The sequence below is a fragment of the Rhodococcus sp. NPDC058639 genome (assembly GCF_042717545.1).
Lineage (GTDB): Bacteria > Actinomycetota > Actinomycetes > Mycobacteriales > Mycobacteriaceae > Rhodococcus.
Genome location: NZ_JBHXRF010000002.1, coordinates 546,229 through 558,213, shown reverse-complemented (window position 1 = coordinate 558,213; position 11,985 = coordinate 546,229). Strand labels below are relative to the sequence as shown.

Sequence of the window (11,985 nt, the reverse complement as noted above, 5' to 3'; positions counted from 1 at the left end):
CGACTTCACGGTGCGGTCTCGCGCAACACGTACCCGACACCGCGCACGGTGTGGATCAGGCGGGGTTCACCCCCGGCCTCGGTCTTCCGGCGCAGGTAGCCGACGTAGACCTCGAGAGCATTACCCGAGGTGGGAAAGTCGTACCCCCACACCTCCTCGAGAATCCGGCTGCGCGACAACACTCGTCGCGGGTTCGCCATCAGCATTTCCATCAGGGCGAACTCCGTGCGGGTGAGACTGATCCGGCGGTCGCCCCGGGTGACCTCGCGGGTCGCAGCGTTGAGTGTGAGGTCCTCGAACCGCATCGTCTCCTCGGCGGACGCGTCGGGGTCCGGGGTGGCGCGGCGGAGCAGTGCCCGCAGGCGGGCGAGCAGTTCCTCGAGTGCGAACGGCTTGGGGAGGTAGTCGTCTGCTCCGGCGTCGAGTCCCGCCACCCGCTCGGAGACGGAATCGCGGGCGGTGAGGACGAGGATCGGCAGGTCGTCGCCGGTGCTGCGCAGGCGCCTGCACACCTCCAGGCCGTCGACGCGCGGCATCATCACGTCCAGCACCATGGCGTCGGGCCGTGACGCCACGACGTGTTCGAGCGCCTCCTGCCCGTCCGACGCGAGGTCGACGGTGTATCCGTTGAAGCTGAGAGAGCGGCGCAGCGATTCCCGCACTGCCCGGTCGTCGTCGACCACCAAGATGCGCATGGTTCTCAGTGTGGACCGAACCGCTGAGAATTGACTGAGGGGCGTGCCGTGCGGCCGGAATCGTACTGCGGTCTGCCCTGCTCGTTGCGTCCGGTAAGATTGCTCAATCGAGACGCTGCGGACGGCCGCCCGCGCGGCCACCTGCGGAAGTTCGGGCTCTCACGAGGGCGTACGTGAAGTCACCCACCGCGGGGAAATACCCGGCGTCCACAAAGTCGAGCTGGTGAGGAGCGAGATATGGCAGTCAAGCGAGGACCGTCCAAGAAGTCGCGTGCCGTAGAGGGACGCAAGCCCAAGAAGAATCCCCTCTTCGCGGCAAAGATCGATTATGTCGACTACAAGGATGTGAACCTGCTCCGCACGTTCATCTCCGACCGCGGCAAGATCCGCAGCCGTCGCGTGACCGGCCTGACCCCGCAGCAGCAGCGCCAGGTGGCCATCGCGGTGAAGAACGCGCGCGAGATGGCTCTGCTTCCCTACATCAGCAGCAAGTAGGCGCACGCCGCAGATTCCGACGACCGCCCCTTCCGTATTCACGGGAGGGGCGGTCGTCGTATGCGCGGATGTGTTCGGCTCACGGAAGGCATGTCCGACCTGCGAATCGGGCAAACTGGGCATTATCATCGCCGCACGAGTAAATCGCCTGCATTTCGCCCAAAATTCGGGAACTCCTGTTGGCACCTGCTCCGATTTCCGGATAGGTTTTTGTTCGCTGAAACGAATCGCACTGCCGGGGAGGACAGAGATCGTTTCAGCGGAGTGCCCCCTATAGCGCGACGGCTCACCAGTCCCCACCGACACCGAGCCTTTCCGCGCATGACGACCGGGGGCATTCACCCCGTCCGCTGCCCCACGGGGCAGGCTGTCGGGGACACCCCGCCGGGGGGGGGCTCGCGCCCGCCGCCGGCGGCATCACGTCACGCCCCCTACCCCTGGAGTCGTGGCCGCAGAACCGGACCGAACCGTTACCGGTGGTAACCTTTTTCGCCGGGCGTGACGCGCCCGGTGGAGAGCTTCGTACGAGTGGGTGAATCGGTGTCGGGCGTGGTCGCGGGGTTCACCGTCATCTTCGTCATCATCGCGATCGGATTCGTGCTGGGACGCCGGGGAACGCTCGGCGCCGAAGCGCAGACCGTACTCAGCCGGCTCGTGTTCTTCGTGGCGACTCCCGCACTGCTGTTCGACGCGCTCGCCACGTCCGACCTGGCGATCATCTTCTCCCCGAACCTGTACGTCGCCGCGGCCACCGCGTTCGTCGTCGCCATCGCGTACTTCGTCATCGCAGCCCTGTGGCTGAAACGTCCCGTGCCCGAACTCACCATCGGCGCACTCTGCGCCGGGTACGTCAATTCCGCGAACCTCGGAATCCCCATCGCGGTGTTCGTTCTCGGCGACGCCTCGTTCGTCGCGCCCCTGCTGCTCTTCCAGATCGTGGTGCTCTCCCCCATCGCACTGACGATGCTGGACCTGTCGACCATGCGTGCCGGGGCGTCCAGACTCGACACACTCACGGCCCCGTTCAAGAACCCCATCGTTCTCGCGGGTGCCGCCGGACTCGCCGTCGCAGTGAGCGGCTGGACGGTGCCCGCGGCGATCCTGCAACCGTTCCACCTGCTCGGAGGAGCCTCGGTGCCCGGCGCGCTGCTCGCGTTCGGACTGTCGCTGCAGGGCGTACGAGTGCTCGAGAAGGGTACGAGCCCGCGACGGGACATCGCACTGGCGTCGGTGCTCAAGATCGTCGTGCAACCGTTGCTCGCGTACGCGATGGGCCGCTACCTGCTCGGACTCGACGGGCACGCGCTGTTCGCCGTCGTCGTGGTCGCAGCCCTGCCCACCGCCCAGAACGTCTTCGTCTACGCGAGCGCGTACGGGCGCGGAATGGTCCTCTCGCGCGACGCCGCGCTCGTCACCACCCTCGCCTCGATACCCGCGATCGGCATCGTCGCGAGCCTGCTGACCTGAGTAGCGGCCGGGCATCGTGGAACTGTCCGAAAGCGGCGCAGTGCTTGCGGGTCTCCAGCCGTCCCTGGGGAATGTCCCCTTCGGTCTCGGGGCGTGCTCACGCTTCGTCGTAGGCAAGGCTGCACGAAAGCGACCGATGGGCGTGTGCTTGTGCGATAAGTCTCCACATGGGACCTCGTCCCAGAGGGGAGCTGACAACCGGTTTCCGCCGTCGCCGCAGGGCATCGCTCGCCTGCGAGTGCGGGCTTAGGGTGACCGCATGCGTTTGATCGTCTTGCTCGCTTGTAGCGTTCTCGCCGTCGCCTGCGGATCCGGCAACCATGACATCGAGCCACTGCCGGAAATTGCTGTGCCGCAAGGGGCGACGAAGTTCGCTGCGCGACCCGACATCGTCGACCCACATCCGGTGCAGGTCCAGGGGTGGTCACGTGCCGGAGACGACCGCATCGCGCTGCACTTCGAGACGGGAACGCCGGAATGCTACGGCGTGCACGCCGCGGTCACCGAGACCACCGATGCAGTGGGTGTCACCGTGCTCGGCGGCACCCTGCCCGAGGCTCAGGACCGCATGTGCATCATGATCGCCGTGACCGGGACGGTCGAGGTTGCGCTGCAGTCGCCGCTCGGGGATCGGGTCGTCACGGCAGGTGAGCCGCACTGACCACGTATCTTCACGGCGTAATGCACACTCCTCGAACACCTTCCGGACGGCAGTATCAACCGGGCCGAGCCGTATACGGGGCTCGGAGCCGGGCCGCATACGGTAGTGGCATGGCCTTGTCGCTCACTCCGTCTCCCGCCGCGGCAGGCATCTGACCGATGTCCCACGCTCCACAGATCGGCGTGCCTCGCCATTGGTTGCTGTACCTGTGCACCGCGACTGCGCTGCTGCACGCGGCCTTCCAATCGGTTCGTGTGCTGGTGTCGTATCGGATCCTCGCGCTCGGCGGCGACGCGACGACGATCGGCCTGGTCACCGCCCTGTACGCGATCGTGCCGTTGATCGCGGCGGTCCGGATGGGTCGTGCCGTCGACCGCGGTCACGCCACGATGATCCTGCGGATCGGGATCGTGGTGTCCACGCTCGGTGTCGGGCTCATCGCGGCCAGTTCGGGTCTGCTGGTGCTCGGTGCCGGCAACATCGTCCTCGGCCTGGGGCAGTTGCTCGTCACGGTATCCGGCCAGGCATTCGTCTCGATCCTGTCGCCTCCCGACCGCCTCGACCGAGGATTCGCGGGGATCACACTCGGAGTGTCGGTCGGCCAGGCCGTCGGTGTACCGGTCGCGGGAATCATCGCCGCCAACCACAGCGCGGACGACGGTTATGTGGAGACCACGGGCGCGCTGCTGGTGATGACGGTGATCTGCGCGGTGGCGCTGCCGTTCGTGCTGGGACTGCGGGAGCCACCCGGTTCCGGGCGCACGGCCGACGACGGCGCACCCCAGTCGGTGCGTTCGATGCTCTCCACTCCCGGCATGAAACCGGCGATGCTGTCGAGCCTGATCGTGCTCGCCGCCGTCGACCTCGTGGTGGTGTACCTGCCCCTCCTCGGAGAGCAATTCGGGTTCGGGGTGCTGCTCGTATCGGCGCTGCTCACCGCGCGGACGCTCACGTCGATCCTGTCCCGCGCGCTGTTGCCGTGGGCGTTGCGGCACGTCGGCCGGCGTCGGTTGCTCATTTCCGCCACTGCAGGCACCGTCGTGCCGGTCGCGCTCATTCCGTTCCTGCCGAACCCGTGGCTCATCGCCGCGATGCTCGCGGTCTGCGGCGCGTTCTGGGGAGTCGGTCAACCACTGACGATGACGTGGGTCGTCGAACTGGTCGCCCCGTCCGATCGAGCCTCGGCGCTGGCGGTCCGGCTCACCGGCAACCGCCTCGGCCAGGTGCTCGTCCCCGTCGCCGCCGGCGGGATAGCCGGAATCGCAGGTGTGGCCTCGGTGTTCTGGGTGACCGCAGCGCTGCTCTCCGCGGCGGCCACGTCGACGTGGCGGGCCCTGCGGACCTGATCCCGCCACACCACGTCAGCGGCGGCGCATCCGCACGTAGTCGCCCACCACCGCCGCGCCGAGGCCGTCGAGGTCGGGTGCCACGACCCGTCCCCCCACCCGGCGGGCCATCCGGTCGACGATCCGGGCCAGCCCGGGATCGTCGCCGAGCCGGAAGATCGTCACCTGGGCGCCGATCTTGCCGAGATGGTCGAGTTCGCGCACAGTCAGGCCGAGGGTCCTGGCACTCGGCGGATAATCGAACGCCGCATATCCCTCGGGTTCGAGGTGGGCGGTGGGCTCGCCGTCGGTCACGACCAGCACGACGGGCTGCGCGTTGGGATGACGACGCAGGTGCCGGCCCGCGAGCATCAGCGCGTGATGAAGGTTGGTCCCCTGCTCGTACACACCGTCGAGCCCCGCCAGTTCCGGTGCCGTGACCACTCGCGCGTGCCGCCCGAACGCGATCAACTGCAGCGCGTCGCCCCGGAACCGTGTGGACACCAGGTGGTTCAGTGCCAGCGCGGTGCGCTTCATCGGCACCCAGCGGCCGTCCATGACCATCGAGAACGACGTGTCCACGAGCAATGCGACCGCCGCCTGAGCCCGCTGCTCGGTATCGACCACCTCGACGTCGCTCACCGACATCCGGACCGGCACGCCGGGGCTGCGCAGCGTCGCGTTGGTGAGGGTGCGCACGACGTCCCACGGCTCGGTGTCACCGAACTCCCAGGCCTTCGTCGCCCCGGTGGGCTCCCCCATCGCCCCGGCGCGTCGCGATTCACGCTGACCCGTGCGGGACGATATCCGGTTCATCACGTCCCGCAGCGCGGTCTGCCCGAGCTGACGCATCGCCTTGGGCGAGAGCCGCCACTTGCCGTCCGCCCCGCGGTCGAAGAATCCCTGTTTTTGCAGTTCCTTCTCGAGATCGGCGAGTGTGCGCGCATCGGCAACGGCCTGCGGGCCGAGGTGGCGCTCGAGTTCGTCGAGGTCGATGTCGTCGAGAGAGGCCCCGGCGTACTGCTGGGACAACTGCTCGGCGAGCTGGTCGAGTTCCGCGATCTCCTGGAGGGCGGAGGTCGCCTCGCCCAGCCCCATGCCCTCGTCGCCCCGGGTACGTTCGGATCCGTCCCAGTCCTCACCGGGCCGCGCGGCACGGAGGTGGCCGTCGAGCCGGCCGAGCTGATTCGTCAGCGACGGCGATCCGAACGCCTGCTGCGCGAGTGCGTCGAGTTCCTCCCGCTGTTCCTGCGTCAGCGAGTTGCGTAGTCGCTGCGCGGCGGCCGCCCGCTGCGCGAGCGAATCGAGCAGTTCCTCCACGTTCTGCGGATCGTCGGGAAAGAGCTCCCCGTGCTCGGCCATGAACTGTTCGAAATCCTCGGGGATGTCCTCCCCGCGCGCATGCTTGTCGAGGAGGTTGTTGAGGTCTTCGAGCATCTCGGAAATGCGCTGCCGGTCTTCCTCGGTGGCACCTTCCAGTGCCTGCTTCATTCCGGCGAACCGCTGATCGAGCATTTCCCGGCCCAGCAGATCCCGGATCTTCTCGTAGTCCTGCCGCGCCCGCTCGCTGCGCCAGTCGTAGTCGGCGAGTTCCTGCACAGCCTGCGCTGTCGACGCCGGCAGTTCTTCGATCCGCATCTCGGCGAACCGCGCGTCGTCGTCGAGGGCGCGCGCGAGTTCCTTCCGTTCCTCGAGCACCGCCCGGTCGAGGAGTTCGCGCACCTCTCTCAAAGTGCCGTCGAGATCGGTGCGGTCGAGCAGTTCCCGCTTACGCCGGTTGGCCTGCGCGGCAAGCTTGTCGAGTCCGCGCATGCTGTTGCTGCCGCGGCGCAGCAGTTCGCGCAGCGCGCGTTGCGGCGACGCCCCACCGAGGACGTCGTCGCCGATCGCGGAGAGCGCGTCGCGCAGATCCACGGGCGGCGCGAGCGGGTCACCCCCGTGGTACGGGCCGTACCTCGCGGAACGGTCCATCAGGAGTACACCGCCGCACCGCGCGGGCCGGCGTCCTTCGCGATGCGCCGCGCCAGATACAGGCCTTCGAGTGCGAGTTCGATTGCGGCGGCGCGAGAGCCGCTGTCGGAAGCCCCGAGTCGTTCGGCGACCGTATCGAGAACCGGCAGTTCGGGCAGGGCGTCGAGCAACGATTTCGCAGTGACCCGCTCGCCGGTGATCACCGGCTCGCCCTGCTCGACCGCGGCGACGAGTGGTGCGAGATCGATCCCGGCCAGCCGCGTGCGCGCCGTGTCCGCCGTCGCACGACGCAACAGGTGGTCGAGGATTTCGAATTCCCTTCCTTCCTCGCCGGATTCGAACTCCACCTTCCCGCGCAGCACCTCGACCACGGTCCCCAGATCGACGGGCCGTGCGACGGGGTCGTCCTCTCCGAGCACCGCGCCGCGGTGCATGGCAGCGGCCGCGACTGTTTCGGTGCCCGCCACGGCGAATCGCGCGGAGACACCGGAACGCTGGTCGACCGACGTCGACTCGCGCAGCAACCGGGTGAAGCGCGCGAGGATCTCGACAAGGAAGTCGGGAACGCGGGCCTGCAGGTCGGCTTCCTGCTCGATCACCGCGACCTCGTCGTCCAGTTCCATGGGGTAATGGGTGCGGATCTCGGCACCGAACCGGTCCTTGAGCGGGGTGATGATCCGGCCGCGGTTGGTGTAGTCCTCCGGGTTCGCGCTCGCGACGAGCAGCACGTCGAGCGGGAGCCGGAGCGTGTAGCCACGCACCTGGATGTCGCGCTCCTCCATGACGTTGAGCAACGACACCTGGATGCGTTCGGCGAGGTCGGGAAGCTCGTTGATCGCGACGATGCCGCGGTGGGCGCGCGGGACCAGCCCGAAATGAATCGTCTCGGGATCGCCGAGGCTGCGTCCTTCCGCCACCTTCACCGGGTCCACGTCCCCGACGAGGTCGGCGACGGAGGTATCGGGAGTTGCCAGCTTCTCGGCGTAGCGCTCGCTGCGGTGCCGCCACGCCACCGGCAGATCGTCGCCGAGTTCGGCCGCGCGGCGGATCGAGACGGGCGTAATGGGTTCGTAGGGGTGCTCGCCGAGTTCGGATCCCGCGATCACGGGCGTCCACTCGTCGAGCAGTAACGCGAGGGTGCGCAGCAGGCGCGTCTTTCCCTGGCCTCGTTCGCCGAGAAGAACCACATCGTGGCCTGCGAGCAGTGCCCGCTCGAGTTGCGGGACCACGGTCTCGTCGAAACCGACGATGCCGGGCCAGGGATCGGTGCCGTCGCGTAGCGCGGCGACGAGATTCTGCCTCATCTCGTCCTTGACGGGACGATGCACATGGCCGGAGGCGCGCAGCTCTCCGAGGGTGGACGGGCGCGGTGTGGGAGACGTCACCTCATCCAAGGTACGACCGTGCGACGGTTTCGGCACCTGCAACCCGGGGAACCTCCCCCTCCTGCACAACCTCGGCCACCCTGATCCGGCGGATCGTCGAGGACCCTGCCCCGTGCATCGCCGACAGGCCGATTCCCCTAGGACGGTCGCGGTCTGCCAGGTGTGCGCCCATGAGGTGCCTGAATACGGAACGTCGGGGGCTCTTCTGATAGACACGGTGTATGTCGGACACCGAGATCACCTTTTCCAGCGGCGACGTGACCCTGCACGGCAGCGTCCGGGTACCCGTGTCGATGAGGAGGGGTGCGGTGCCCGGAGTGCTTCTGCTCGCCGGCAGCGGTCCTACCGACCGCAACGGTGACAGCGCCCTGCTTCCGGGGCCGATCGGTACGCTGCGCCACCTCGCCGACGTCCTCGAACGACACGGCTTCGCGAGCCTGCGCTACGACAAGCTCGGCAGCGGCGTCACGGGCCTCGGACCGTACGACGTCGAAGACGTCGCCGATCTCGGGTTCTCCACCTTCATCGACGCCGCGTCCGCGGGTCTCGATTTCCTCGCCGGTCAGCGCGGCGTCAACGCGGACCACCTCTACGTCGTCGGGCACAGCGAAGGCGCGCTCATCGCCCTGGCGCTCGCGCAGGACAACCCGCGGATCAGGGGCATCGGCCTGCTCGAGCCTCTCGCGGTGCGCCTGCTCGACCTGCTGACCGCCCAGATCGACGCCCAGCTCGACGCGGTGGTCATCGCCCAGAAGCTTCCCGTGCAGATCGCCGACGAACTCCGGCTCGCGCTGACCGGAGCGGTCGAATCCCTGCGCGCGGACGGCACTCTCAGTGACAACCTGCCCGAGCCGCTCCGCAACGCAGGTCTCGTCCCCGCGAACGCCAAGGCTCTCGCGGAGGAGGACGCGCTCGATCCGCGGATGCTCGCCGCCCAGGTCGACGGCGACCTGCCGGTGCTCTCGAGCGCATCGACGAAGGACATCCAGGTGCGCATCGAGGACGTCGACGCGCTCGACGATGCTCTCGTCCACACCCGGCTCACCTCGCTGCGGATGACGCACACGAACCATGTCCTCAAGGACATCGGCGACCAGCAGTCGACCGGCGCCGACTACATCGCCGACCTGCCCTTCTCGGAGGAGTTCACGTCCGGATTCGAGGCGTGGCTGAAGACCCTGTGACCGCGCCCGCGGAATAACAAATGTCGCTTTCGCGTCATTGGTGTATGGTTTTCCGTTAACCCGCTGGTACGCCCGAGAAAGGTACGGTTCGATGCGATTCAAGCACATGCATGTCATCGGCTGCCCCGTACCTTTTGCGCACCTTCATTCCCACTTCGCCGCAGGGCCACCCCGAGAATAGAAGTCACACGACGACTCCCTTCTCGGGCACCCGGGCACATCGCCCCGGGTGCCCTTTCTTATCCCCACAGCTTCATTTTTTCGACAGGAGAAACAACACCATGAAACTTCGCATCGAACCCGGCGGATCCGTCCCGTCGGACCTGCCCGGCGACCTGACCGGTCACGCCATCACGATCGATCTCAGTCGCGTCGGCGGAACCGAAAGCGGCGCCGCCGCAGCAGATCTGATCCGCGAACTGCTCGAACGGGGTGCTGCGCGCCTCGTCATCTCCGAGGGACGCAGGCCCCGCGGGAGCGAGTCCGCACACGACGACGCCGCCCACTCGCACGCTGCCTGACCTGCAGGCACGTGCGCCGTGGACGGCGCCGTCCGGTATCTGTCAGTGGGCGAAGTGGCGGGCACCCGTCAGGTACAGGGTGATCCCGGCTTCACGCGCTGCTTCGATGACCTCGTTGTCGCGCACCGATCCGCCGGGCTGAACGACGGCCTTCACTCCGGCCTCCGTGAGCACCTGCAAACCGTCTGCGAACGGGAAGAACGCGTCCGAGGCGGCGACGGAACCGACGACCCGGTCGCCCGCACGAGTCACGGCCAGACGCGACGAATCGACGCGGTTGACCTGCCCCATGCCGACTCCGACGGTCGCGCCACCCGAGACCAGCAGAATCGCGTTGGACTTGACGGCGCGCACCGTCCGCCATGCGAACTCGAGATCGCGCAGAGTGGCCGCGTCGGCGGCTTCGCCGCACGCGAGTTGCCAGTTGGCCGGTGCATCGCCCTCGGCATCGAGCGCGTCGCGTTCCTGAAGCAGGAGCCCGCCCGAAATCTGACGCATCTCGATCTGCGAGGACGACGGCGAGTCGGCCCGCAGGATGCGGATGTTCTTCTTGCGGGAGAGCACCTCTACCGCGCCGTCCGCATACGACGGCGCGATGACGACCTCGGTGAAGATCTCGGCGACCTGCTCGGCCATCTTCACGCTCACCTCACGGTTCGCGGCGATCACACCACCGAATGCCGACACCGGGTCGCATTCGTGGGCGTTGCGGTGAGCGGTCGCGATGTCATCGGCGATCGCGATCCCACAGGGGTTGGCGTGCTTGATGATCGCGACGCACGGCTCGCGGTGATCGTGCGCGGCACGCCATGCGGCGTCGGCGTCCTGATAGTTGTTGTAGGACATTTCCTTTCCGTGGAACTGCTCGGCCTGAGCGAGCCCCGGCTCACCCGACCCGTCCACGTAGAGGGCAGCCGCCTGGTGCGGGTTCTCCCCGTAGCGCAGCACATTCGCACGAGTCCACGTGGCGCCGGTCCAGGCGGGGAACTTCGCATCGTCGTCCGCGGACGCGTAGCCACTGTTCATCCAGGACGCCACCGCAACGTCGTAGGCCGCGGTGTGCTGGAACGCTTGCGCGGCAAGGCGCTTGCGCTGCTCGAGCGTAAAACCGCCGGCCGCGACGGACTCGAGGACATCGCCGTACGCGGCGGGATCCACGACCACAGCCACCGACGGGTGGTTCTTCGCAGCGGCACGCACCATGGACGGTCCACCGATGTCGATCTGCTCGACGCACTCGTCGGGGCCGGCGCCGGAAGCAACCGTCTCCGTGAACGGGTAGAGGTTGACCACGACCAGTTCGAACGCCTCGATGCCCAGATCGGCGATCTGGTCGAGGTGGTCCTGCTTGCGGGTGTCCGCGAGAATGCCGGCGTGGACACGCGGGTGCAGCGTCTTCACGCGACCTTCGAGGCACTCCGGGAAGCCGGTGAGTTCCTCCACCTTCGTCACGGGCAGGCCCGCTCCGGCGATCGTCGCCGCAGTGGAGCCGGTCGAGACCAACTCGACTCCCGCTTCGTGGAGTCCTGTCGCCAGTTCGACGAGTCCGCTCTTGTCGTACACGCTGACCAGCGCGCGGCGCACAGTCTTACGTTCGGTCACCGGGGATCACGGCCTTTCGTCCATCGGAAACAACTCCACGGGTCGCGACGGCGGCGACCACCTCTGCCAACAGCCGTCGCTCCACAACTTTGATTCGTTCGTGCAGGCTCGCGACGTCGTCGTCCTCGAGGACGGGCACCGCCTCCTGCGCGAGCACCGGGCCGGTGTCGACTCCGCCGTCGACGAGGTGCACGGTCGAACCGGTGACCTTCACGCCGTACGCGAGCGCATCGGGCACTGCGTGTGCGCCGGGGAACGACGGCAGCAATGCCGGATGGGTATTGATGATGCGTCCACCGAAACGGTCGAGGAACGCCGGACCCAGGATCTTCATGAATCCTGCGGTGACCACGAGATCGGGCTCGAATTCGGCGACGGCGTCGGTGAGTGCGCGATCCCAGGCGGCCCTGTCCGGGTGCTCGCGCAGGGACACCCGGAACACAGGGATTCCGGCTGCCGCCGAGTGCTCTTCGGCCGGGCACTCGCGGTCGACACCGACAGCGACGATGCTCGCGGGGTAGTTGTCGTTACGAGCCTGCTCGAGCAGTGACGTCAACAGGCTTCCCGTCCCGGATGCGAGGACGACGAGCCGCGCCGGTGCGGTGGGAGGAAGCTGGTCACGCGAGGCAGTCAGGGCACTACTCCTGGAACTCGAGGGGTCGGCCGACGAACCGGCCGT

At 67.6% G+C, this 11,985-nt stretch carries 11 protein-coding genes and 1 pseudogene; 7 read left to right on the top strand and 5 right to left on the bottom strand.

Features of this window, described 5'->3' with window-relative positions; all coding sequences use genetic code 11:
* Window positions 1-5: 5 nt before the first annotated feature.
* Window positions 6-695, bottom strand: coding sequence for a response regulator transcription factor (locus tag ACFWU2_RS05605; protein WP_169621450.1), 690 nt, complete (start codon window positions 693-695; stop codon window positions 6-8).
* A 72-nt stretch (window positions 696-767) separates the two neighbouring features.
* Between ACFWU2_RS05605 and ACFWU2_RS05600 the strand changes: the two are divergent.
* The 5 genes and pseudogenes from ACFWU2_RS05600 to ACFWU2_RS05580 all read left to right on the top strand — a co-directional run.
* Window positions 768-975, top strand: a pseudogene (locus ACFWU2_RS05600) (hypothetical protein); the annotation flags it as partial.
* Entirely contained in the window at window positions 933-1,190 is a 258-nt protein-coding gene (gene rpsR / locus ACFWU2_RS05595; RefSeq protein ID WP_072699716.1) for a 30S ribosomal protein S18, read from the top strand. The pseudogene ACFWU2_RS05600 and the gene rpsR, both read left to right, overlap by 43 nt.
* Before the next feature lie 540 nt (window positions 1,191-1,730).
* A complete protein-coding gene (locus ACFWU2_RS05590; RefSeq protein WP_378602369.1) occupies window positions 1,731-2,657 on the top strand; it encodes an AEC family transporter in 927 nt (308 codons plus the stop codon).
* A gap of 259 nt (window positions 2,658-2,916) precedes the next feature.
* The gene (locus ACFWU2_RS05585; protein ID WP_378602141.1) at window positions 2,917-3,318 is read left to right on the top strand and encodes a hypothetical protein; all 402 of its coding nucleotides are present in this window, start codon (window positions 2,917-2,919) and stop codon (window positions 3,316-3,318) included.
* Between the two features lie 158 nt (window positions 3,319-3,476).
* Window positions 3,477-4,664 (top strand): MFS transporter, encoded by a 1,188-nt coding sequence (locus ACFWU2_RS05580; protein WP_378602138.1) that lies wholly within the window; start codon window positions 3,477-3,479, stop codon window positions 4,662-4,664.
* A 15-nt stretch (window positions 4,665-4,679) separates the two neighbouring features.
* Here ACFWU2_RS05580 and ACFWU2_RS05575 read toward each other — a convergent pair whose 3' ends face one another.
* A complete protein-coding gene (locus ACFWU2_RS05575; RefSeq protein ID WP_378602135.1) occupies window positions 4,680-6,614 on the bottom strand; it encodes a VWA domain-containing protein in 1,935 nt (644 codons plus the stop codon).
* Window positions 6,614-7,999 (bottom strand): ATP-binding protein, encoded by a 1,386-nt coding sequence (locus ACFWU2_RS05570; protein ID WP_378602131.1) that lies wholly within the window; start codon window positions 7,997-7,999, stop codon window positions 6,614-6,616. Before ACFWU2_RS05570 ends, ACFWU2_RS05575 begins: the two co-directional genes overlap by 1 nt.
* 221 nt (window positions 8,000-8,220) lie before the next feature.
* Between ACFWU2_RS05570 and ACFWU2_RS05565 the strand changes: the two genes are divergently transcribed.
* Complete coding sequence (locus ACFWU2_RS05565; RefSeq protein ID WP_378602128.1) at window positions 8,221-9,183, top strand: alpha/beta hydrolase; 963 nt, start codon at window positions 8,221-8,223, stop codon at window positions 9,181-9,183.
* Between the two features lie 281 nt (window positions 9,184-9,464).
* Window positions 9,465-9,704 (top strand): hypothetical protein, encoded by a 240-nt coding sequence (locus ACFWU2_RS05560; protein WP_378602125.1) that lies wholly within the window; start codon window positions 9,465-9,467, stop codon window positions 9,702-9,704.
* A gap of 42 nt (window positions 9,705-9,746) precedes the next feature.
* Here ACFWU2_RS05560 and purH read toward each other — a convergent pair whose 3' ends face one another.
* Both purH and purN read right to left on the bottom strand, forming a co-directional pair.
* Complete coding sequence (gene purH / locus ACFWU2_RS05555; RefSeq protein ID WP_378602123.1) at window positions 9,747-11,306, bottom strand: bifunctional phosphoribosylaminoimidazolecarboxamide formyltransferase/IMP cyclohydrolase; 1,560 nt, start codon at window positions 11,304-11,306, stop codon at window positions 9,747-9,749.
* On the bottom strand, window positions 11,293-11,940 hold the full coding sequence (gene purN, locus ACFWU2_RS05550; RefSeq protein WP_378602366.1) for a phosphoribosylglycinamide formyltransferase: 648 nt from the start codon (window positions 11,938-11,940) through the stop codon (window positions 11,293-11,295). Before purN ends, purH begins: the two co-directional genes overlap by 14 nt.
* Window positions 11,941-11,985 lie beyond the last annotated feature (45 nt).